A 22,684-nucleotide genomic window follows, 5' to 3' on the forward strand; every position below is an offset into this window, starting at 1 on the left:
CTAAGCCTGGATCCACCGATCGGGTGAGGGCGTAGGGCGGCGTGGGAAAGCGAGAATGCCCCTCTGAACTGGGAAGATACGACTTGTCTAGAGCACGTATCACCCAAACCGGAAGGGCATCTCGTAGATGCAACTGTCTCACACCCTGCCCGTGGTCTCCGCGACGTTCGACGACCCCAACCTCGTGTCGGCCGCCGGTCTGGTCCCGTTGATGGCGCTGGCCGAGGACGCCGGTCTGCACGCCTTGGGGAATGAGCACCTGAGCGTACCGACCGACAAGGGCTCCAACGCCGGGAGCAAGCTGGCCGCGCTGGTGGCGGGCATGGCCGCCGGTGCGGACAGCATCGAGGACATGGGCCTGCTGCGCCACGGCGCGATGGGCAAGGTCTTCGACCGGCCGTACGCCCCCTCCACCCTCGGCTCGTTCCTGCGCACGTTCACCTTCGGCCACGTCCGCCAGGTCGACGCCGTCGCCTCCCGCTTCACCCTTGCCCTGGCCGAGCGGACCGGGCTGCTCGGCAGGTCCGAGGACACCGGGGCGGTGCTGGTCGACCTGGACGACACCATCATCGAGGTGCACGGGTACGCCAAGCAGGGCGCCGGGTTCGGCTACAGCGGGGTCCGCGGCCTGAACGCGCTGCTGGCGACCGTGTCGACCGAGCAGGTCGCACCGGTCATCGCCGCCCAGCGGCTGCGCAAGGGCTCGGTCGGGTCCTCCCGCGGCGCGGTCCGCCTCGCCACCGATGCCTTGGCCCTGGTGCGGCGCAGCCACCTGGCCGAACGGCCGGTGCTGCTGCGGGCCGACTCCGCGTTCTACTCCGCCGCCCTGGTGGCCACCGCCACCAAGGCCGGGGCGCAGGTCTCGATCACCGTCCGGCTGGACCCCGCGGTCAAGCGCGCCATCGCCGCCATCGAGGAGGACACGTGGACCACCATCAGGTACACCGACGCCATCTACGACGAGGCCACCGGAAGATGGGTCTCACGCGCCGAGATCGCCGAGATCGACTACACCGCGTTCACCTCGGCCAAGAAGTCCGAGCAGGCCACCGGGCGGCTGGTGGTCCGCCGCATCCCCGACCTGAACCCCAAGGCCAAGACCGGGCAGGCCTCGCTGTTCGACACCTACCGCTTCCACGCCTTCTTCACCACCACGCCAGCCGCCGAGCGGGACACCGTGACCGCCGACCAGGTCCACCGGGGCCATGCGGTCATCGAGAACGTCCACGCCGACCTCAAGGCCTCGGCCCTGGCGCACCTGCCGTCAGGGGTGTTCACCGCCAACGCCGTCTGGCTCGTCGCCGCGACCATGGCGTTCAACCTCACCCGCGCCGCCGCCACCCTCACGGACAACCCGCGCCTGGTCCGGGCGACCACGCCCTCGATCCGGCGCAAGCTGATCAACCTGCCCGCCCGCATCGCCTCCTCCGCCCGACGCCTGCACCTGCACCTGCCCCGCGACTGGCCATGGCAGGACGCGTGGACCGCGCTGCACACCGCCGTCCGCCCCGGCCGGGCCGCCGCACCCGCCTGACCCCAACCCCAGTACCGACGAGCAGGAACCCCAGTGGAAAGGCCGGGCAGACCGGCAGCTCCCACCTGCCCTCACCGACACCGAAGCTGCGCGCGTCCTCCGGGCCGTCTACATCGCCGATCTCACCAGCTCATCGGTGGATCGAGGCTAAGAGGGCTGCCCGGTAGCGGAGAGCCTCCTTGGTCGCGTGGTCTCCCCCGCCCGAGTCCGCGTGCTTGAAGAGCTCGTCCGCGGTCGTCACGATGTTCTCGATCTCCGAGCTCGCCTGGGCCTCGAGCAGTGGCATCGCGTGAATCAGCACACCTGGGTTGGGCAGCAACTTCCCCGCTTGGCCCAGAGCAGCCAGTGCAGCGCGCGCCTCGACGGTGGCTTTGAGGACCTCCTTGGGTTCGAGGTCTACCCCGGCAGGCGGCAGCGGTGACAGCTCGTTGTAAGGGGTCTCTGGGCTCCAGGCCATGTGTCAAGTCCTTCACCGCAAGAGAGAAACGTGTTAAGAATTCGATCAGAACTTAACATGTTCCATGGTGATGTCGCGTTGCTTGTCGTAACGTCGTTCGAGGCGGGTGCCACACCGCGCGCTCGGCAAGGGTCGGTGCCTCAAGACCTCCCTGCAGTGGGGACTCTGACTAAATGTGATACAGATCACATCGGAGCCGAGCAACGAAAAGCCTGTCTGCGACGTCTACGTAGTGTCGGGACGGGACACCCGACGAACGCGTCAGCGCCTAGGCACGGACGCAGGGGGTTGCAGGTGGCGGGGCGCTGGTTCAGGGGACCAGCGCCCCGCTCCATCTGTACCCGATACCGTCGGCTTGAGAAGTGCCGGCCCGGGGTGGAACCGTGGACTGCGATGGAACGTCCCAGCCTGCATCCGAGTGACACCGATGACGGAGAGATGATGCGACGCCTGAAGAACGCTGCCCTGACCATCACGCTGGCGCTCACCCTCGCCGCGTGCGGGACGACGGCCGACCAACCGGCGACGACCACGGACGATGCCGTCAGCACCCCGACCAGCCCTGCCACTCCCGGCAGCCCGACCACGGAGGACCCGGTGGACGACAGCACCCTGACCCCGATCACCCCGGACAAGCCGAGGCAGACCTCGGTGACGCCCGCCCTGCCCACCGGCCCGGTCCCGGACGCGGTGCAGGAGCGCGAGGACGTGCAGGCGGCCGTCGAGGCCGAGGCCAAGCGCACCGGCGTGGAGGCGTCCCAGGTCGAGATCGCCGGCTATGCCGACGTCACTTGGCGCGACGGGAGCATCGGCTGCCCCGAGCCCGGGCAGATGTACACGATGGCGCTGGTGCCCGGGCACCAGCTGGTCCTCAGCGTCGACGGCAAGCTCGCGAGCTATCACGCCGCCGAGGGCAAGGATTTCGCCTACTGCGCCAACCCGAGCCCGCCGGTCCCGCGCGAGGACATGTGACGTTCCAAGACCACGCGGAACCCGATCCCAAGCGTGAACTTCCACTTCTGGTGGGACACAATGGGGCCGGCAGGGGCGGGCCTGTGTCCTCTGCCGTAGGCCGTGTCCCCCAGCAGAGGAAACCATGAGCAATCAGCCCCGCGTGATGACCGTCTACGGGACCCGACCGGAGGCGATCAAGGTCGCCCCGGTGATCAAGGCCCTGGAGGTGAATCCCAACCTGGACTCGGTCACCGTCGTCACCGGCCAGCACCGCGAGATGCTGGACCAGGTCAACGAGATCTTCGGCATCGCGCCGGACCACGATCTGGATGTCTTCGCCCACGGCCAGACCCTCAACACGCTGCTGGCGAAGGTCTTCGAGCGGATCGATCCCGTCCTGGAGCGGGAGGCCCCCGACGCCCTCGTCGTCCAGGGCGACACCTCGACGGTCGCGGCCGCATCGGTGGCCGCGTTCTACCGCCAGATCCCGGTCGTCCACCTCGAGGCGGGGCTGCGCAGCGGCGACATCCACTCCCCCTTCCCGGAGGAGGCCAACCGAAAGATCACCTCGCAGGTGACCAGCCTCCACCTGGCGCCGACCAGCCGCTCCAAGGACAACCTTGTGCGGGAGGCCATCGACGAGCAGGCGATCGTGGTCACCGGCAACACCGTCATCGACGCGCTCTTCCACACACTCGAGCAGAAGGTGCCGGTGAGCGACCCGCGCTTGGCCGAGCTCGTGGAGACCGGCAGCCCGATCCTGCTGGTCACCACTCACCGCCGCGAGAACTGGGGTGGGGCGATGGAGGGTGTCGGTCGCGCGCTGCGGCGCCTGGCCGAGCGCTACCCCGACGTCACCACGGTCCTGCCCGCCCACCGCAACCCGGTGGTGCGCGAGGCCGTGCTGCCGCACCTCGAGGGTCTGGCCAACGTGGTGGTCACCGAGCCGCTGGCCTACGGCGAATTCACCCGCGTCATGGGTGCGGCCAAAGTGGTCCTCACCGACTCCGGCGGCGTCCAGGAGGAGGCCCCGTCGCTGGGCAAGCCGGTGCTGGTGATGCGGGACAACACCGAGCGTCCCGAGGCCGTCGACGCCGGGACGGTACGCCTGATCGGCACCGACGAGGAGCGGATCGTGCACGACGTCACCGAGCTGTTCGACGAAGAGACCGCGTATGCGGCGATGGCCAACGCGGTCAACCCCTACGGCGACGGGCGAGCCGCCGAGCGCAGTGTCGCCGCGATCGAGCAGCTGCTGGGCACCGGCCAGCGGATCGCAGACTTCGCCGGCTGATCTGTGTCTGCCGGCAGGCGGCCTCAGGGGATCGTGGGCGCGCTGTCCAGCGTATCCCTGAGCGCATAGAAGCGTAGGTAGTGCGAGAGGATCTCGCCTGCCCGCTCCCCTTCCAGCCGGTGCTCACGCTGCATCGCGTCCCGGACATAGACGGCCTCGACGAAGTCGCCCATGGCGTCGACCGGCTCGCCGTAGGTCGGGTAGCGGCCGAGCTGGACGTGCGGGAAGGTGTTGATCTCCAGCGCGACCGGGTCCTCGTCGTCGAAGGAGTGGGCCAGGATGTCGCAGCCGGCCGTGCTGATCCCCGGGATGGCCGCCACGGTCCGAAGTGCGATGTCCTTGATCGCGTCGGACACGAGCTCGGTGACCACCGCTGTCTCCCCGCCGAAGGCAGTGTTGGACAAGGACGAGAGGAGCACGCACTCCCCATCCGCCGGGACGTGGGAGAACCTGCGACCGCTCTGCCGCAGCTGGGCCTGGACGTTGGCACCTCTGCCCAGCCTCTTCTTGGCGAGGAAGCCATCCTCGGCGCGCCGTGCGTTCTTGGCCGCCCGCAGCTGGTCGATGGTCGAGACGCCGTCACCGATCACATAGGCCGGGATCCGGGCGAGCACGTGGTGCAGCCGCCCCTCCACGACCACGACGCGCATCTCGAAGCCTGGGTGCATCTCCTGGACCAGCACCTGGGCATCGGGTCGGTCATCCTGAGCCTTGACCGCCGAGGCGAAGACACGCGGGAACTCGTCCGGGTCGACCCGCAGACGCACGCCCTGGCCCAGAGACAGGGCCGGCGGCTTGACGGCGACCTCCTTCAGATCGGCGAAGACGACCTTCCGTGCCTCCTCCATCGACGCGGTCCCGAAGACCCAGGCCCGTGGCACCCGGATCCCCTTGCCGGCCAGGATCTGGGAGGTGCGGAGCTTGTCCCCAACGATCTTGCGGCTGGTCGGCGGGCACCCCGGCAACAGGACCGGCTCGATCACCCCGAGCGCGCTGCCGTCCTGCCTCAGCAGCGTGATGTCGGGCATACCCTTCGCGGACCGGCGCACGCTGTGCGGTCGTCCCGATGCCTGCACCGCCGCGATCCAGTTGTCATAGACGCTAACGATGATCTCGTGGCCGTAGCGGTTGGGCTGCAGGCCGCTGATCCGGTCCAGGATGTGCTCGAGGTGGCTGACGTCCAAGAGGTGGTGCTCCTTCACCGTCTTCCGGGGTGGGCGGAGAGCACAATCTACTCGTTGACCGGCGGCCGTCAGCCGCCACGCCCGGGGGCGTACGGACTCGAGCAAGTCCTGCGATTACCCTCGTGGGTTGTGAGCGAGCAAGAGACCGCCGACCTCGGCCAGTCGATGAAGGTCGTGGCCGACCATCGCCGGGCCCGTCGAGTGGGCCAGGTGCGGCGGTTCGCCCTGCAGGCCGGGGTGCTGGTCGTCGTGCTGCTCGCGTGGTGGGCGGTGACCGCGAGTGGTCTCATCCGTCCCCTCTACCTACCCTCGCCGGGGGCGGTGTGGACCGCCTTTGTCGAGTCCAACTCCTGCCGCCCCATCGCCGAGGGCAGTTCCCGGACGATCTGCGGGGAGCAGAACTACTACATGTGGGAGCACCTGATCGCCTCGCTGCAGCGGATGGGCGTCGGCGTGGGGGCAGCGATCGTCCTCGGCCCGATCCTGGGCTTCCTCATGGCCAGCATCGGCTGGCTCAACACCGCGATCGAGCCCTATCTCAACTTCCTCCGTTCCCTCCCGCCGTTGGGCTACATCGGCCTGCTGATCGTCTGGTTCGGCATCGGGGACCTGTCGAAGTACTGGCTGCTCTTCCTGGCGGCCTTCCCCCCGATCGTCATCGCCACGATCAACGGGATCAACGGCATCCGCTCCGACACGCTGGACGCCGCCCGGTCCATGGGCGCCAACCGCCGCCAGGTCGCGACCGAGGTCGTCCTACCCTCGGCGCTGCCGGAGGTCATCGGCGGCATCCGGATCGCCACCGGCTTCGCCTGGACCACGGTCGTGGCCGCCGAGCTCAACGCCGGCATCCCCGGCATCGGCGCCCTGGCCTACGTTTCCGGCACCCAGCTGCAGACCGCACTGACCATCGCCTGCATCATCGTCATCGGCCTGGCGGCCGTGGCGCTGGACGCCGTCATCAAACGCCTCGGCACCCTGCTCGTGCCCTGGTACGGCAAGGCCTGACCTCCCGAAAGAGAGACCACCACCCATGAGCACCCGCATCCGTCGCCTGTCCATCGCCGCGACCTTGGCCGCCTCCGCGGCCCTGGTCCTTTCCGGCTGCGTCGAGGGCGGACGCACCTCCGGCCCGTCCCCTGCCGGCCAGGACGAGGGTGGCGCCACCGGCGGCGCCACCAGCGCCTGCCCGGTCGAGGTCGACGAGGACATCGACAGCACCGTCCGCATCGCCTTCCAGCCCATCCCCAACGGCGACCTCATCGTGCGCGACCTGGGCTGGCTGGAGGCCTGCATGCCCAACGCCGACATCACCTGGAGCCAGTTCGCCTCCGGTGGCGACGTCGTCCAGGCCTTCGGCTCCAACTCCGCCGACCTGGGCCTGATGGGCTCCAGCCCCGCCACCAAGGCGGCCTCGGCTCCCCTCAACATCGACATGAAGGTCATCTGGATCCACGACGTCATCGGTGACGCAGAGTCGCTCGTCGCCCAGAAGGGCACAGCCACCTCCCTCGAGGAGCTGTCCGGCAAGAAGATCGCAGTCCCCTACGCCTCGACCGCCCACTACTCCCTCCTCGCCGCGCTGGAGCGGGCCGGGATGAGCGCCGGCGACGTCGAGATGATGAACATGTCCCCCGACGCGATGCTCGCGGCCTGGGAACGCAAGGAGATCGACGCCGCCTGGGTCTGGGCCCCTACCCTGCCCAAGCTGCTGGAGACTGGCGACCTGGTCCTCTCGGCTGCCCAGACCGCCGAGGATGGCGCCCCGACCTTCGACCTGGCCGGAGCCACCACTGCCTTCATCGCGGGCAACCCCGAGTTCATGCAGATGTGGACCACACTGCAGAGCGAGGCCGTCACCATGATCAAGGACGACCCCGACACCGCGGCGGAGTCGATCGCCGTCCAACTCGGCATCACCCCGGACGAGGTCAAGCCCCAGCTCGACGGTTACGTCTACCTGGACGCAGCCGAGCAGGCCGAGCAGTACTTCGACGGCCAGCTGGGCGAGGCCCTGGCCAGCACCGCAGACTTCCTCGTAACTCAAGGCGAGATCGACGAGGCCAGCGACGCCCAGACCTACGCCGACGCGGTCTACAGCGACGCGGTCAAGGCGGTCGCCGGAGGATGAGCTTCGTCCTCGATCAGGTCTCCCAGCGCTATCTCACCGACAGCGGGGAGCTGGTCCATGCCCTGGCCGACACCAGCCTGACGATCGAGCCCGGCGAGTTCGTCTGCGTGGTCGGGCCTTCGGGCTGCGGCAAGACGACGCTGCTGAAGATCCTGGCCGGCTTCCTCAAGCCCACCGGCGGAACAGTGCACGTCGACGGCAAACCGGTCACCGGCCCCTCCCACGAGCGCGGGGTCGTCTTCCAGCAGCCCAACCTCTTCCCGTGGAAGACGGTGCTGGGCAACGTCGAGCTCGGCCAGAAATGGCGCGGGGTCGACAAGACCGCGCGGCAGGAGACCGCCAAGGAGTTCCTGCGGCTGGTCGGGCTCGAGTCCTTCCAGGACAAGAAGGTCTACGAACTTTCGGGAGGTATGCAGCAGCGCACCCAGATCGCCCGGGTCCTGGCCAACGACCCGCAGATCATTCTCATGGACGAGCCGTTCGGCGCCCTTGACGCCCTCACCCGCGAGCGCCTGCAGGCCGACCTGCTGCAGATCGCCCGGGAGCGCGGCAAGACGATCTTCTTCATCACCCACAGCGTCGACGAGGCCGTCTACCTCGGCGACCGGGTGCTGGTCATGAGCCCACGCCCGGGCCGCATCGTCCTGGACCAGCCGGTCCGCATCTCCGAGGGCTACGGCCGACTGCTCGGTGGCCAGGAGCTGCGGCAGACGCCGGAGTTCCACGAGCTGCGCGACAAGATCGCCGCCGCGATCTACGCGGACGCCGACGCCGGGCTCTGACCGGATCTGGATCAGCAGCCTAGATCAGGTCAGCCGGGCAGCCAGCAGGCGCCTGCGGGGTCGAGCAACAGCGTTACCTTGTCGCCCTGGGCGATCTCCGGCGAGGCACCGAGCGCCGCGCACTCACCCACGCCCTCCACGTCAACGACGAGGTGGACCGCGTCGGAGACGGCCACCGCACGCTGGACGGTGCCGCTGAGGGGCCCGTCGTCGACGACTCGTAGCCCGCTGCGGCGAAGGGCCAGCACCCCGCCCGTCCCGGGGATCTCCGCCTGGGGCGAGCCAGGGGTATGCGGTCGCGCACCGGCCGCTGCGACCTTCGCCGCGAGCTCTCCGGTCAGGAAGGTCTCGAAGCCGATGAAGGCGGCGACCTCGCGGGAGGCCGGGGTGCGCCACACCTCGGTGGTCGGCCCATCCTGCACTACCTCACCGGCCAGCATGACGGCCATCCGGTCGGCGATGGTGAAGGCCTCGTCGTGATCGTGGGTCACCAGGACGGCGGTCGTGCCGGTCGTCGTCAGGATCTCGCGCAGGTCGCCAGCGAGGCGCTCGCGCAGCGACCGGTCGAGGGCGGAGAGTGGCTCGTCGAGCAGGAGCAGTCCGGGGTCGGCGGCCAACGAACGCGCCAAAGCGACCCGCTGCTGCTCGCCCCCGGAGAGGGTCGGGGTGCGGCGGTCCGCATAGCCGGGCAGCCCGACAAGCTCGAGCAGCTCCTCGACGCGACGAGCGCGCTCGCCCTTGCCGACGCCGCGCAACCGCAGCGGGTAGGCGATGTTGTCGGCGACGCTCGCGTGGGCGAAGAGCTGGCCGTCCTGGAACATCAGGGCGAAGCCGCGCTGGTGGGCCGGGACGCCGCGCAGGTCCTTGCCCTGCCAGCTGATGGAGCCGGCGTCGAGCTGCTCCAGCCCGGCGACGGCCCGCAGCAGGGTCGACTTTCCGCAGCCGGACGGACCCAGGACGGCCAGGACGCAGCCATCGGGCACGGCCAGCGTGACGTCGTCGACGGCGGTGGTGGTGCCGAAGCGGACGGTGACGTCGGTGAGCTGGAGCACGGAGATGCCTCCTAGAAGGTCCCGACCGAGCCGACACGCAGCCGCTCGACCAGACCCATGACGGTGACGGTGAGCAGGGAGAGCACGACGCTGGCCGCCAGCGCCATGCCGAGGTGGTCCGCGCCGGGGCGGGAGATGAGCTGGTAGATGATGACCGGCACGGTGGGCCGGTCGGGACGGGCCAGGAAGCTGGTGGCACCGAACTCACCCAGCGAGACGGCGAAGGCGAACCCGGTGGCCGCGAGCAGCGGTCGGGTGAGCACGGGAGCCTCGGTGGTCCAGGCAGCCCGCCACGGGGTGGCGCCAAGCGCCGCCGCAGCCTCCCGCTGCCGCGGGTCGATCGACCGCAGCACGGGCGCCAGGGTGCGCACGACGAGCGGCAGCGCGACCATCGCCTGGGCGATCGGCACCAGCACCGGGGAGGAGCGCAGGTCCAGCGGCGGGCGGTCGAGGGTGATGAGGAAGCCGAAGCCGACCGTGACCGCCGAGATGCCCAGCGGCAGCATGAAGGCCGCGTCCAGGGAGGAGATGACCCTCCTCCAGCCAGCCGCTCCAGGCCGACGAGACACGACGATCGAGACGATCAGGCCCAGCACGATGGCCAAGACGGTGGCGTCAATCGCGGTGCGCAGGGAGTTCTCCACCGCCTCGGTGACGCTGACCCGGAGGGCGGGTGTCGCGTCGGGGTCGGTGAGGGCGCGGTAGTGCCGCAGGCTCCAGGCATCACCCACCCGGAACGACCGCACGATCAGGCTCCCGACCGGCAGCAGGATGAAGACAACGGCCAGCAGCGTCACAGCCAGTGCGGGGAGGTCGTGACGTCGCGGCGGGCGGGCAGCCGCCCGCGCACCCACGCGCTTCACCGAGGTCTCGCGACGAGCCCGTGTCCGGGCGGCCACGAAGAGCATCGCGGCGACCGCGACGAGCTGCACCATCGAGAGCACCGCCGCACCCTGCAGGTCGAGGAACTGGGTGGTGAGCAGGTAGATCTCGGTCTCGATGGTGCCGTAGCGCAGTCCACCCAGGGTGAGCACCACCCCGAAGGCGGTCGAGCAGAAGAGGAAGACGAGCGTGGCCGCCGACACCACCGCCGGAGCGAGCGCGGGAAGCGTCACCGTGCGCCATACCTGCCACGGGTTGGCGCCGAGGGCCGCCGCCGACTCCTCGGCCCTACGGTCCAGGCCCTCCCACATCCCGCCGACCGTGCGCACGACGACGGCCAGGTTGAAGAAGACGAAGGCCATGAGGATCGGCACACACGTCCCGTCCCAGCCCAGGAACCCCAGCGGGCCTCCTTTGGAGAGCAGGGAGCGGAACATGACGCCCACGACGACCGTGGGCAGCACGAACGGCATCACCACCGCCGCCCGCAGCAGCGCCCGCCCCGGGAACCGGAGCCGGTAGAGCGCGAAAGCGACCGGAAGCCCCATACCAAGGGTCAGGAACGTGCCCGCCAGCGCGCTCCACAGGGTGAACCACAGCACCCGCAGGGTGCGTGCTCGGCCGAAGACGTCCGGCACGCCGGACAGGTCGAGTTGGCCGTCGGGGAAGAAGCCTCGACCCAGCATCCCGCCGACCGGCAGGACGAAGAAAACCGCCAGGAAGGCGATCGGGACCAGGGCCAGCGCGGTCAGCGCCAGCCCCGGTCTGGTCAGCCGGTGGCGATGTCTGCCCACTCGCGCAGCCAGCTCTCACGCTCGGACTCGATCTGACCGGGGTGCACCACGATGGGCTGCTCAGCTACCTGGGCCCACTCCGCCCACACCTCGGGCAGGTCGACCTCGGCGTCCACGGGATACATGTACATGTTGTCCGGGATCGAGGCCTGGACCTCGGGGCTGATCAGCCAGTCGACGACGGCCTGCGCACCCTCGGGGTTGGCGGCGCCCTCGAGGACGCCGGCGTATTCAACCTGGCGGAAGCAGGTGTCCAGCAGCGCGGAGGTGGTCGGCTCGAAGCCGCCCTCGGGGATGGTGAAGGGCGGGCTGGAGGCGTAGGAGAGGACGATCGGCCGGTCGCCGTCGCCGCCGCCGGCGGTGAAGTCGACGGTGTAGGCGTCGGTCCAGCCGCTGGTGACCTTGGCGCCGTTGGCCATGAGGTCCTCCCAGTAGCCCTGCCACTCGCCGGGGCCGAACTCGCCGACGGTGGCGAGCAGGAAGGCCAGGCCGGGGCTGGAGGTCGTGGCGCCGGGGGTGACGAAGAGGTCCTTGTAGTCCTCCTTGGTCAGGTCCCGAAGCGTCGCCGGCGGGGCGATGCCCTCGTTGGCGAACCAGACGTGGTCGATGTTGACGCACACGTCGCCGTAGTCGACCGGGGTGAGGAACTGGTCACCGCCGTCGGGGAGCGCGTGCTCCTCCGCAGACTCAGGCAAGGACTCGGGGGTGTATGCGGCAAGCACCTCCTCGTTGATCGCGCGGGTGGCGAAGGTGTTGTCGATGCCGAAGACGACATCGGCCACCGGGCTGCCCTTGGTGAGGACCAGCTGGTTGGTCAGCGCCCCAGCGTCGTCGGATTGCTGGACCTGCAACTCATAACCGGTGTCGGCCTCGAAGTCCTCGACCAGCTCGTCGGGGACATTGAAGGAGCTGTGGGTGATGAGGGTGACCGTGCCGGGCTCGGAGGGCGCCTCCGTCGTGGTGGCTGCCGCCTCGCCCGGCTCGGACGTGGCGCTGCCGTCATCGGCGCCCTCACTTTCGGCAGCGCCGGTGGTGGGTGCCGGCGCAGGGGCCGGGGTGGTGCCGGTCGGCTCGTCGTCGGAGCCCATCAGCGTGCAGGAGCTCAGGGTCAGGGCCAGGGCCGCCGCAGCAGCCAGGGTGCGGGTCGTCCGCATGGTGCATCCTCCTCAAGGTGCAAGGAGGGGAAGGACGCGGCGGGTGCCGGGTCCGTGAGAGTCGACTTCCTTCGCCGGTGCTAGCCGGAGCAGGTTCGAGGGTCTGCGGCGGGTGCCGCACTCTCAGCGCGTGTGCGCTCCCCTGTCGTTTCGGTCTCGACCCTAACAGCCTCTGTGGCAGGATCGAGCCCATGAGCAACATCGTCGCCAAGCTCGCCACGACCGGAGCGGCCCTGGCCGCCAGCTTCATCGCCAAGAAGGCCACCGACGGCACCTGGTCCTTCGTGACGGGCAAGGAGGTTCCCGACAACCCCGACGACCCGGACATCGACATCAAGGAGGCGATCCTCTTCGCCATCCTCTCCGGAGCCCTCATCGCCCTGGCCAGGATGCTCGCCAACCGGCAGACCACCAAGGTCCTCGGCGCGGCCCAGGGCAAGTCGTCCGCTCAGATCGCCGACGAGAGCTGATCTCCCCCCGGCGTGTCGCACACGCCACAGCAACAACATTGATTAGCATTCGCCTCTTGCACAACGGATGAGTCTCTGGGAGCATCAGGAACCGAAATCTCCTGACGTCCCCCCGTGAGGTTGCTCGAATGTCCCGTATGCCCTGGCGCCCTGCCGAGCCGCTCGTGCGGTTCCTGTGGGCGTTCGGCGACGCGGTGACGTGGTTCCTCGCAGTCCTGGTCAGCGTGTGGATCCGCTTCCAGTACGACCTTGAGCGGACCTTGGTCCCCAACACCTGGATCGTGGCGGGTGCGGCCGCCGGGATACACATCCTCGCCGGGATCATCCACGGCCCCTACCTCGTCAAGCACGTGCGCGGCTCCTTCGAGGAGGTCATCGCGGTCGCCCGCGCTGCCCTCCTGACCAGCATCGCGCTCGGCGTATGGGCGATCCTCATCCAGCCCTATGTCGTGCCCCGGTCCGTCCCGGCGGTCGGTGGGGCCGTCGCGCTGATCCTGATGCTCGCCGGACGCTTCGTCGTCCGCTCCTACCGCTACCGCAGGGCCGTCCGCCGCGAGGTGGACAACAACGTCATCATCTACGGCGCCGGCGTGCTCGGCCGTCGCCTGCTGGCCAACATGATCGAGGACGACCAGGCCTCTTTCCGGCCGGTCGCCTTCCTCGACGACGACCGCGCCAAGCGCCGCCTCCGTGTCGAGGGTGTGCCGGTCCGGGGCAACATCGAGGCCCTCGCCAAGGTCGCCAAGCGCCACCAGGCCACCCACCTGGCGATCGCCATCCCGCACGCCGACGCGGCCAAGATGCGCGAGATCAACCAGTTGGCCACCGATGCCGGGCTCACGGTCAAGGTCCTCCCCACGCTGGACGGCTTCTTCGAGACCAAGGCCGAGCTCGCCGACCTGCGCGACATCGACCTGGAGGACCTCTTGGGTCGCCGAGTCACGCGGCTGGACCAGGCCGCCATCGCCGACCAGCTGACCGGCAAGGTCGTGCTCGTCACCGGCGCCGGCGGCTCGATCGGCTCCGAGCTGTGCCGGCAGATCGCCCGCTTCAGCCCCTCCCGGCTGCTGATGCTCGACCGCGACGAGTCTGCCCTGCACGCCACCCAGCTCTCGATCACCGGCCGCGGCCTCCTCGAGGGCGAGAGCCTGCTGCTGGCCGACATCTGCCGGGCCGAGGACGTCGACGACCTCTTCGCCCGCCACCGCCCCGACATCGTCTTCCACGCCGCGGCCCTCAAGCACCTGCCCCTCCTGGAGCGCTACCCCCAGGAGGCCTTCCGGGTCAACGTCCAGGGCACCCTCAACGTGCTGCGCGCCGCCGCCCGCAGCGGGGTGGGCACCTTCGTCAACGTCAGCACCGACAAGGCCGCCAACCCGATGGCGGTCCTGGGCTACAGCAAGCGGGTCACCGAGCGCTTCACCGCCCACTACGCCGTCACCCAGCCGGGCCGCTACGTCTCGGTCCGCTTCGGCAACGTCCTGGGCTCGCGCGGCTCGGTCATCCCCTCCTTCTCCGAGCAGATCCGCCGCGGCGGGCCGGTGACCGTGACCCACCCCGACGTCGAGCGCTACTTCATGCTCATCCCGGAGGCCTGCGAGCTGGTGATGCAGGCGGCCGCGATGGGCTCCGACGGCGACGTACTGGTCCTGGACATGGGCCAGCCGGTCAAGATCGTCTCGATGGCCCAGACCCTGATCCAGCTCTCCGGGCGCAGCGACGTGCGCATCGAGTTCACCGGCCTGCGGCCGGGCGAGAAGCTGACCGAGGAGCTCTTCGGCCTGGACGACCCGGTGGAGACCGAGCACGAGCTGATCCGCTCCGTCTCCGTGCCCCCGCTGGACCCCACCGACCTCGGCGTGCTCAACAGCGACCACGACGGCGAGCTGGTCGCCTGGCTGCGGAGCCGCTCCGCCGGGGCCGAGGACGTCCTGCGCACCCGATGACCGGCACCACCCTGGCCCTCGCCCTCGCTGCCGGCGCGGCCCTGACCACCACCGCCCTGGCGCCCGCGGCGATGCGGGCGCTGCGCCGCCTCGACGTCGTGGACGTGCCCAACCACCGCTCCTCCCACCAGCAGCCCACCCTGCGCGGTGGCGGGGTCGCCGTCCTCGCCGGGGTGCTCCTCACCGCCGTGGTCGCCACGGCCCTGGGCGCGGACCTGCCGTGGACCCCGCTGGTCGGGGCCGTGCTGCTCTCGCTGCTGGGCCTGGCCGACGACCTGCAGGGGGTCGGCCCGATCACCCGCTTCGTGGCCCAGGCCTTCGCCGGGGCCGCGGTCGGCTCGCTGCTGGGGGACCACCTGACCGCCCTGCTGGGTGCGGTCGCGGTGCCCGTGCTGGTCAACGCGGTCAACTTCATGGACGGCATCAACGGCATCACCGGGCTGACGCTGGCCGCCTGGGGGGCCGTCGTCGTCGTGGTCGCGCAGGCCCCGGCCACGGCCCTCCTCGCAGCCCTGGCCCTGGGCGGCGCGCTCGGCTTCCTGCCGTGGAACCTGCCGCGGGCCCGGATGTTCCTCGGCGACAGCGGCAGCTATCTCTTCGGCGGCCTGGCGGCCATGGCCCTGCTGACCGAGCAGTCCGCCGCCGGCGGCTGGTGGTGGCTCCTCCTGCTCGCCCCCTTCGTCCCCTACCTGGCCGACACCGGCTCCACCCTGGTGCGGCGCGCCGCCCGTGGCGAGCGCCTCACCGAGGCCCACCGCGAGCACCTCTACCAGCGTCTCTCCCGCCGTCCCGCGTGGTCCCACGCCCGGGTCGCGGGCCTCTGGGCGGGTGCCGCCCTCCTCTCGGGTGCGGTCGCCGGTGCGCTGGTGCGGCAGAATGGAATGTCGTGACCGGTTCAAGAGTGAAGTCCACCGGCCTGGGGATCGCGATCATCATCGCGAACGTCCTGCTGGTGGCCCTCGTCGCCATCGGGATCTCGCAGCGCGGGTTCTCCGGCTGGTGGGCGACCCTGCGGGGCGACTGGGTGTCCCTCGACGATGCCGTCTCCATCACCGACCCCTATGCGCCCGAGGAGGACGTCGCCGCGGCGACGACCGGCGCCCCGGCCCGCGAGACCGCGACCGCCACGAGCACCCCGACCGAGACCGCGACGCAGACCGCCGAGCCGGACGTGCCGACGGTGCAGGAGCGCTACGAGGACGGGGAGGACCTGACCGTCGTGGTCCTCAGCGACCGCACCGGCACCCACGAGAACGACTGGGTGGGGGCCTGGTCGCGCCTGCTCTCGACCCAGCGCGCCGTCGAGCTGCGCTCCTCGCTGCCCAACGACCCGACCCAGTTCAGCGAGCCGCTGCTGCTCGGGCAGGGTGAGGCCACGGTCTCCCTCTACAACGCGGCGATCTTCGACTCCACGCCCGAGTATGCGGCCGACCGGCTCTCCCTGCTCGTGCCGGTCGAGCCGGACCTGGTCCTGGTCAGCTATGGCCGCTCCAACACCCCCGAGGACCTCGGTGAGGACCTGACCGAGCTCACCGAGGCGCTGGAGGAGGAGCACCCGGACGCCGAGGTGCACGTCATCGTCCAGCCGCCGCGCCAGGACGGCGGGCCGGTGACCAGCGACGCGGTCCGGGGCTGGGCCAAGCGCACGGACGCCGGGCTGATCGACGTGGCCAAGGCCTTCTACGACGCCGACCTCATCGAGTCGACCGTCTCCACCCGCGACCCGCTCAGCGTCAACATCTACGGCGGCGAGTTCTGGGCGCGGGTCGTCCACGAGGCGGTCCTCGGGCCACTGCCGGAGGAGGAGGCTCCCGCGGAGGAGACCCCCTTCGACCCGGTGCAGCCGACGGACGCCGAGCCCGCGCCGGCGGACCCCGTCGCCCCGGTCGACCCCGTGGACCCGGTGGACCCCGTCGACCCGCCGCCCTACGTCCCGTCGGCACCGCCGCCCTACACGCCCCCTCCCTACACCCCGCCGCCGTGGACGCCGCCGCCCTACGAGCCGCCGCCCACGGACCCGGCACCGACCGACCCGGCCCCGACGGACCCGGTGGATCCGATCCCCACCGACCCGGCGCCGACCGACCCGGTGGACCCGGACCCGGTCGAGCCGACCCCCTGACCGGTCGCGGCCGATGCGGATCCTGCTGCTGACGCACTATTACCACCCAGAGCTGGGGCCGCCCCAGCTGCGGTGGTCGGCACTGGTGCGCGACTTCCGCGCCCAGGGCCACGAGGTCCACGTCGTCGCTCCCCCGCCGCACTACCCGCACCGTCGCCTGCTGTCCGGGACCCACGCCCCCGTCGGGGCGATCGAGACCGGGCAGCACGGTGAGACCGTCCACCGGGTCGCCTGGCGGGAGACCTCCGGGCGGGCGGTCTCGACGCTGGTCGACCAGTGCCTCTCGGCCGCGCACGGCACCGTCACCGCCTGGCGCCGCCGCCGCACCATCGCCCCCGACGTCGTCGTCGCGACCGTCCCCGCCCTGCCGACCATGGGCGCGGGCTGGCTGACCGCCCGGCTGCTGCGGCGGCCCCTGGTGCTGGAGATGCGCGACGCCTGGCCGGACCTGGCCGCCGACGCCCGCAACCCGGGACGCTCGGCCAAGCAGATGATCCGCTGGTATGCGGTCGCCGCCGCCTCCCGCGCCGTCACCTTCGTGCAGCACCGGGCCGACCTGGTGGTGACCACCACCGACGGCTTCACCGAGGTCCTGCGCCGGCGAGGTGTCGGCCGGGTCGCCACCGTGCGCAACGCCCACCACCCGGTGCCGGGCCTGCAGGAGCCGGGCTCCACCGACCGGCGCGGCCGGGTCGAGGGTGACCCGCTGCACGTGGTCTACGTGGGCACGGTCGGCCGGGCGCAGGACCTGGAGACCGCGGTGCGGGCGATGGCCCGGGCCCGGGCCGCCGGCGCGGACGTGCGCCTGCGGGTCGTCGGCACCGGGGCGCGCCTGTCCCTGCTGCCGCCGCTGGCCCAGGAGCTGGGGGTGCCGGTCGAGCTGGTCGGGCCGGTGCCGCGGGATGAGATCCACGCGCACTACCGGTGGGCCGACACCCTGCTGGTCAGCCTCAGGGGCTGGCGGGCGCTGCGGTGGGCCGTCCCGTCCAAGCTCTACGAGGCGCTGGCGCTGGGCCTGCACGTCTCGGGGATGGTGGCCGGCGAGACCCGGGCGATCATCGAGGAGACCGGTGCCGGCTTCGCGGTCGACCCCGGCGACGAGGAGGCCCTGGCCCGGCAGTGGGTGGACCTGGCCCGCACCGGGACCCACCCCGACCGGGCGCGCATGCGCGCCTGGGCGTCCGAGCACGCCTCGGAGACCGGCACGAGCACCACATACCTGGGTCTGCTCACCGACATGCTCGCGGCCCGGCCGGAGCGGGTGCCTGCCCGGTGAGCGGACGGATCTCAGCGGCCCGGCAGCGGGGCCAGCACCTGCTCGCGGCGGCCGGCACGGTGGCGGCGATGGCGCGCGACGACCTCGCCTGGCTGACGGTACAGGCGGGCCGCAAGCTGCCCTCGGCGGCACGGTCCCGGCTCGGGGGCCGGGCCACGCGCTCGCGCGGCGTGCTGGGGGCCTGGGGCGAGCTGCTGCTGGACCGGCCCGACCGGGCGCGGGAGCGGCTGTCGCGCCTGCCCCGCTCCGGCCCGCTGGCGGCGACCCTGGCGGTGCACGCCGGGACCGCACCGGCGCCCGACGCCCCGGCCGGCCAGCGGGCGCGGTGGGCCTGGCTCACCGGCGACCTGACCCGCCTGCGGCAGCTGCTGGAGGAGGGTGCCCTCCCCGACCGGCTGGACCGGCGCGTCCGCGGTGACCTGGAGGCGCTCACCGGCGGTCCGCGCCCGCTGCCGGCGGACCGGCGGGACTGGCCCCTGGGCAGGGAGGTCGGCGCCACCGCCCAGCACCGGCCGCTGCACGTGCTGACCAACTCGCTGCCGTGGACGCGATCGGGCTATGCGCTGCGCACGCACGCCATCCTCACCGCCCAGCGGGACGCCGGCATGGCGGTGGCGGCGATCACGCGGCCGGCCTATCCGGTCTCGATCGGCAAGGTCCTCTCGACCGACGTCGACGTCGTGGACGGCATCGCCTACCGCCGGTGCGTGCCGGCGGGGCTGCCGCCCGGGGAGGCCGAGCGGGTCGACGTCTGGGCCGAGCACCTGGTGCGCCTGGCGCGGGAGCACCGGGCGACGGTGCTGCACTCGACCACCCACTACCCCAACGCGCTGGCCGCCCAGGCCGCCGCGCGCGCCCTCGGCCTGCCGTGGGTCCACGAGGTCCGGGGGCAGCTCGAGCGCACCTGGGCCTCCGGCCGGCAGCGGCACGGGGACGCGGACCCCTACGGCAGCGAGCGCTTCGCGGCCTGGCGGGCGCGGGAGGCCGAGGTCGCGGCCCAGGCCGACCACGTCATCACCCTCTCGGAGGTGATGAGGCAGGACCTGGCCGCCCGGGGCGTGGACCCGGCGCGCGTCACGGTGGTGCCCAACGGCATCGACCCGGCCCTCCTGGAGCGCGACATCGATCCGGCCGAGGCCCGACGTCGGCTCGGGCTGCCCGTCGAGGGCCTCTGGGTCGGCGCCGTCTCCTCGGTCGTGCACTACGAGGGCTTCGACACCCTCCTGGACGCCGTCGCCCTGGCCCGCCGGGACGGCCTGGACGTGCGCGTCGCCATCGTCGGGGACGGCCTGGCCTGGCCCGGGCTGAAGGAGCAGGCCCAGCGCCTCGGCATCGCCGGGCACGTGCTGCTCCCCGGACGTCTCCCCCGCGCCGAGTCCCTGCGCTGGCTCGATGCCCTCGACGTCGTCGTCGTCCCCCGCCACGACCACGAGGTCACCCGCCTCGTGCCCCCGCTGAAGGTCGCCGAGGCCATGGGCGCCGGACGCCCCGTCATCGCGTCGGACCTGCCCGCGCTGGCTGAGCTGGTGCGGGACGGCGAGACCGGCCTCCTCGTCCCTGCCGGGGACGCGAGCGCCGTGGCGGCCTCCCTCGCCCACCTCCACCAGGACCCCGACCTGCTGATCCAGCTGGTCGGCGCCGGACGGGCAGCAGCCGCCGAGCTCACCTGGACCCACCTGGTGGGACGGCACGCCTCCGGCTACTCCTCTGCCACCGCCTGGCGGGATCAGCGTGTCTCGTGGGGGAAGATGTGACCATGCCCGTGCCACCCACCACCTCACCAGCCGGGGCGGCGCCGCCGCTCCTCCCGGTGGGGCGCCGGCCCTCGCTCGGTGACTACGTGCGCCAGCTGTGGGACCGACGGCACTTCATCTACGCGGACTCCCGCGCGCGGGCCTTCTCCGGCAACCGCGACATGCTCCTGGGCAACCTGTGGCTCATCGGCGTCCCGATCCTGTCCGGGATCATGTACTACATCATCTTCGCACTGATCCTGAAGGTGAACCGGGGCATCCCCAACTTCACCGGCTTCCTGCTCATCGGCATCTTCCTCTTCCAGTTCACCACCTCCTGCCTCAACCAGGGCGTGACCTCGATGGCGAGAGGCCGAGGTCTCACCACGGCCTTCTCCTTCCCCCGGGCAGCGATCCCGCTGTCCGGCCTCGTGCGCGAGACGCTGTCGATGGCACCGGTCCTCGCCACCCTGGGGCTGCTCCTCCTCGTGGTCCCGCCCGGGGCCCCGGTCACCTGGACCTGGCTGCTCTTCCCGGCCGTGTTCGTGCTCCAAACGGTCTTCAACGGCGGTCTGATGCTCTATGCGGCCCGTCTCGGCTCGGCGATCCCGGACTTCAAGCACGTCGTCAGCTTCCTGAGCCGCTTCTGGTTCTACACCTCCGGCGTCTTCTTCTCGGTCGAGAGATTCATCCACGACCCCTTGTGGCTCGCCATCGTCAAGCTCAACCCGATGTACCTGGTTCTCGACATGTCCCGCGACCTCCTCCTCTACGACACCGTCCCGGATGGGCGGTCATGGTTGATCCTGTCCCTCTGGGCCATCTCGGCCACAGTGCTCGGGTTCTGGTATTTCTGGCAGGGGGAAGAAACCTATGGCCAGCACTGAGATCGGTCATCCCACAGTCGTCGTGGACCGAGTGAGCAGGAAGTTCGACGTACCCGTCAAGCGCCCCTCGCCCTCCGGCCGCTTCGGGGCGCATCTGGTCGATTCTCTGAGACCGGAGCCGAAACTAACGGTGCATGCTCTGCGGTCTGTCTCGTTCGTCGCGCACGCTGGCGAGGCAATCGGAATCGTCGGGACCAATGGCTCCGGCAAGAGCACCCTGCTCCGCATCATCGCCGGTCTCGATCTTCCCAGCCGCGGTCAGGTAACGGCCACCTCCCAGCCCGTCCTTCTCGGGGTGGGCGCGGCTCTCATCCCCGACCTATCAGGCATCGACAACGCCCGTCTCGGCCTGTTAGCCCAGGGGTTGGCACCCGCTGAGGTCAAGGACGTCATGCCGCAGGTGCTGGACATGGCTGGCCTCGGCGACGCCATCAGGCGTCCCATCAAGACCTACTCGTCCGGTATGAGCTCACGACTCCGATTCGCAATCGCGGCAGCCTTCGAACCGGAGATCCTCTTGCTCGACGAAGTGCTTGCTACCGGCGACGCGGCGTCCGTGCAACGTGCGGAAGCCAGGATGGATGAGATTCGAAAGCGAGCCGGCACCGTCTTCCTTGTTTCTCATGCAGCACAGACCATCGAAGAGACCTGCACACGAGCACTGTGGATGAACCAAGGTGAACTGATCGCGGACGGACCGGCCGTCGAGATCGCGCGGGCCTACCGCTGGTGGGCGTGGAACGTCGCCCAGGGCAAGACCGAACTGGCCAGCGAGCTCCTCCGGCAGGCAGTGGACGGTAGTCTGCAGGCTGAACTGGACGAGCGGACGCCGATCCAGGAGGAACTCACCACAGCCGGCCCTTCGGCCGAGGATGAGGTAATCGAGGCGGGCACGCGTCGAACGATGATAAGGCTGTCCTGCTCTGCTCTCGGACGCCCCCTGACCAGCGTAGCGGCCGTGGTGCGATTTCCTCTCCAGCTGGGACCCGAGGTCAAGAGGTGGAGACTGCACGTCCGCAACTACAACGACCGCGCCGAAGCGAGTGGTCGGGAAGCGCAGTTGACGGGCGTCTGGGTCGGTCGCGGTTGGGGAGGGACGTTCTCCGCTCCCCCGACGTCGGTTTCCGGGCCGATTCAACTCTCGGCCTCCGGCAGGGAGCACGTGACGGAGTGGAGCCAGGTCCCCATCGGCGGCGGACGACAGATGATGCTGTCCGCCGGAGTGGTCTCCCACAGCGGATCTGTCCAGGTGTCTACGGCAGGGGCCTGGGTCGCCTACGGGAACTCGGTTGATGCCGAGCAGATGGAAGCACTCCCGAAGATGCGCAGCAACGTCCAGGTGCCGCTCGTGTGGTGGCTCGAGATCGAGTTGGCCAGGGAAACGCCCGTCGTAGCCATGTGGGGTGATTCGATCACCACCGGAGTCGGCAACGACCTTCCGGTCCACGACGCTCCCCTGGCGCAGTGGGCCCGCGCCAACAACGCCATTCCTGTCCTGATGTCGGCCCCCGGCACGGGCATGGTCGAGTGGGCAAACCCGCGTGACTGGTGGTGGTCCCTATATCGACGGCAGCGTCCGGACGTCATTGTCCACTTCATGGGTCAGAACGACCTGACCCGCAACCGGACGCTCGACGAGATGAAGGAACGCTATCTGGGCACGATCGACAAGATCGCTGCCTACGGAGTACCTATCATCCTGGTATCTCTGACCCCTGCGGAGAAGAAGGGAGAAGCCGTCGCCGGGGTGCGCCGAGACTACAACGAGTGGCTCCGGTCGCTGCCCGATCCCACCAATTCGGGGCTCGTGACCCACTTCGTCGACCTGTCGGATCTCACCAGCCAGGGCGGGGTCGCACTTCGACCAGAGTTCACAAGGGACGGCACGCACTTGACTACCAAAGGCAGCGGACAACTCGGCGTACTCCTCGAAGGCCCCCTGACCCAGGCATTGGGAATGAGCGAGGCCGAGACTTCCCGGCAGTTACAGTAATCGCTGAGTAGCGCCACGGGCATCGAGGAGAGAAGACGG

At 70.4% G+C, this 22,684-nt stretch carries 19 protein-coding genes and 1 riboswitch; of the genes, 14 read left to right on the forward strand and 5 right to left on the reverse strand.

Features of this window, described 5'->3' with window-relative positions; genetic code table 11:
* Positions 1 to 127: 127 nt before the first annotated feature.
* Positions 128 to 1,534: an IS1380 family transposase gene (locus tag ACTMMA_RS11280; RefSeq protein WP_441190229.1), complete on the forward strand. Its 1,407-nt coding sequence runs from the start codon at positions 128 to 130 to the stop codon at positions 1,532 to 1,534.
* Positions 1,535 to 1,664: 130 nt separating this feature from the next.
* Here the strand turns inward: ACTMMA_RS11280 and ACTMMA_RS11285 are convergent, their stop codons facing one another.
* Positions 1,665 to 1,991 (reverse strand): Fic/DOC family N-terminal domain-containing protein, encoded by a 327-nt coding sequence (locus tag ACTMMA_RS11285; protein ID WP_441190230.1) that lies wholly within the window; start codon positions 1,989 to 1,991, stop codon positions 1,665 to 1,667.
* Positions 1,992 to 2,429: 438 nt separating this feature from the next.
* Here ACTMMA_RS11285 and ACTMMA_RS11290 point away from each other — a divergent pair, with 438 nt between their 5' ends.
* Positions 2,430 to 2,963: a DUF8738 domain-containing protein gene (locus ACTMMA_RS11290; protein ID WP_441190231.1), complete on the forward strand. Its 534-nt coding sequence runs from the start codon at positions 2,430 to 2,432 to the stop codon at positions 2,961 to 2,963.
* 124 nt (positions 2,964 to 3,087) lie between these two features.
* Positions 3,088 to 4,239: a non-hydrolyzing UDP-N-acetylglucosamine 2-epimerase gene (wecB, locus tag ACTMMA_RS11295; protein ID WP_441190232.1), complete on the forward strand. Its 1,152-nt coding sequence runs from the start codon at positions 3,088 to 3,090 to the stop codon at positions 4,237 to 4,239.
* A gap of 23 nt (positions 4,240 to 4,262) precedes the next feature.
* Here the strand turns inward: wecB and ACTMMA_RS11300 are convergent, their stop codons facing one another.
* Positions 4,263 to 5,423, reverse strand: a complete 1,161-nt coding sequence (locus tag ACTMMA_RS11300; RefSeq protein WP_441190233.1) for a hypothetical protein — start codon at positions 5,421 to 5,423, stop codon at positions 4,263 to 4,265.
* Between the two features lie 129 nt (positions 5,424 to 5,552).
* Here ACTMMA_RS11300 and ACTMMA_RS11305 point away from each other — a divergent pair, with 129 nt between their 5' ends.
* From ACTMMA_RS11305 to ACTMMA_RS11315, 3 genes are read left to right on the forward strand one after another with little or no spacing between them, the layout of a single operon-like run.
* On the forward strand, positions 5,553 to 6,431 hold the full coding sequence (locus ACTMMA_RS11305) for an ABC transporter permease (protein WP_441190234.1): 879 nt from the start codon (positions 5,553 to 5,555) through the stop codon (positions 6,429 to 6,431).
* Positions 6,432 to 6,456: 25 nt separating this feature from the next.
* The gene (locus tag ACTMMA_RS11310; protein ID WP_441190235.1) at positions 6,457 to 7,554 is read left to right on the forward strand and encodes a taurine ABC transporter substrate-binding protein; all 1,098 of its coding nucleotides are present in this window, start codon (positions 6,457 to 6,459) and stop codon (positions 7,552 to 7,554) included.
* Positions 7,551 to 8,336 (forward strand): ABC transporter ATP-binding protein, encoded by a 786-nt coding sequence (locus ACTMMA_RS11315; RefSeq protein WP_441190236.1) that lies wholly within the window; start codon positions 7,551 to 7,553, stop codon positions 8,334 to 8,336. The genes ACTMMA_RS11310 and ACTMMA_RS11315 overlap by 4 nt, the downstream gene beginning before the upstream one ends.
* Before the next feature lie 29 nt (positions 8,337 to 8,365).
* Here the strand turns inward: ACTMMA_RS11315 and ACTMMA_RS11320 are convergent, their stop codons facing one another.
* The 3 genes from ACTMMA_RS11320 to ACTMMA_RS11330 are packed head-to-tail and all read right to left on the reverse strand — an operon-like array spanning position 8,366 to position 12,218.
* Positions 8,366 to 9,388: an ABC transporter ATP-binding protein gene (locus ACTMMA_RS11320; RefSeq protein ID WP_441190237.1), complete on the reverse strand. Its 1,023-nt coding sequence runs from the start codon at positions 9,386 to 9,388 to the stop codon at positions 8,366 to 8,368.
* A gap of 11 nt (positions 9,389 to 9,399) precedes the next feature.
* Entirely contained in the window at positions 9,400 to 11,064 is a 1,665-nt protein-coding gene (locus tag ACTMMA_RS11325; protein ID WP_441190238.1) for an ABC transporter permease, read from the reverse strand.
* The gene (locus tag ACTMMA_RS11330; protein WP_441190239.1) at positions 11,040 to 12,218 is read right to left on the reverse strand and encodes a thiamine ABC transporter substrate-binding protein; all 1,179 of its coding nucleotides are present in this window, start codon (positions 12,216 to 12,218) and stop codon (positions 11,040 to 11,042) included. The genes ACTMMA_RS11325 and ACTMMA_RS11330 overlap by 25 nt, the downstream gene beginning before the upstream one ends.
* Before the next feature lie 49 nt (positions 12,219 to 12,267).
* Positions 12,268 to 12,372, reverse strand: a riboswitch (TPP riboswitch).
* A 37-nt stretch (positions 12,373 to 12,409) separates the two neighbouring features.
* On the opposite strand from ACTMMA_RS11330, the gene ACTMMA_RS11335 reads away from it, so the two are divergent.
* The 8 genes from ACTMMA_RS11335 to ACTMMA_RS11370 all read left to right on the forward strand — a co-directional run bounded on the left by ACTMMA_RS11335 (position 12,410) and on the right by ACTMMA_RS11370 (position 22,645).
* A complete protein-coding gene (locus ACTMMA_RS11335) occupies positions 12,410 to 12,688 on the forward strand; it encodes a DUF4235 domain-containing protein (protein ID WP_441190240.1) in 279 nt (92 codons plus the stop codon).
* A gap of 128 nt (positions 12,689 to 12,816) precedes the next feature.
* A complete protein-coding gene (locus tag ACTMMA_RS11340) occupies positions 12,817 to 14,634 on the forward strand; it encodes an SDR family NAD(P)-dependent oxidoreductase (protein WP_441190241.1) in 1,818 nt (605 codons plus the stop codon).
* Positions 14,631 to 15,524, forward strand: a complete 894-nt coding sequence (locus tag ACTMMA_RS11345) for an MraY family glycosyltransferase (RefSeq protein ID WP_441190242.1) — start codon at positions 14,631 to 14,633, stop codon at positions 15,522 to 15,524. Before ACTMMA_RS11340 ends, ACTMMA_RS11345 begins: the two co-directional genes overlap by 4 nt.
* A complete protein-coding gene (locus ACTMMA_RS11350; RefSeq protein WP_441190243.1) occupies positions 15,521 to 16,756 on the forward strand; it encodes an SGNH/GDSL hydrolase family protein in 1,236 nt (411 codons plus the stop codon). Before ACTMMA_RS11345 ends, ACTMMA_RS11350 begins: the two co-directional genes overlap by 4 nt.
* 13 nt (positions 16,757 to 16,769) lie before the next feature.
* Positions 16,770 to 18,032 (forward strand): glycosyltransferase family 4 protein, encoded by a 1,263-nt coding sequence (locus ACTMMA_RS11355; protein ID WP_441190244.1) that lies wholly within the window; start codon positions 16,770 to 16,772, stop codon positions 18,030 to 18,032.
* A complete protein-coding gene (locus ACTMMA_RS11360) occupies positions 18,029 to 19,786 on the forward strand; it encodes a glycosyltransferase family 4 protein (protein ID WP_441190245.1) in 1,758 nt (585 codons plus the stop codon). Before ACTMMA_RS11355 ends, ACTMMA_RS11360 begins: the two co-directional genes overlap by 4 nt.
* A 2-nt stretch (positions 19,787 to 19,788) precedes the next feature.
* Complete coding sequence (locus ACTMMA_RS11365; RefSeq protein ID WP_441190246.1) at positions 19,789 to 20,652, forward strand: ABC transporter permease; 864 nt, start codon at positions 19,789 to 19,791, stop codon at positions 20,650 to 20,652.
* Complete coding sequence (locus tag ACTMMA_RS11370) at positions 20,639 to 22,645, forward strand: ATP-binding cassette domain-containing protein (protein WP_441190247.1); 2,007 nt, start codon at positions 20,639 to 20,641, stop codon at positions 22,643 to 22,645. Before ACTMMA_RS11365 ends, ACTMMA_RS11370 begins: the two co-directional genes overlap by 14 nt.
* Positions 22,646 to 22,684: the final 39 nt, after the last annotated feature.

The organism is Ornithinimicrobium panacihumi (genome assembly GCF_052073805.1).
GTDB classification, from domain to species: domain Bacteria; phylum Actinomycetota; class Actinomycetes; order Actinomycetales; family Dermatophilaceae; genus Ornithinicoccus; species Ornithinicoccus panacihumi.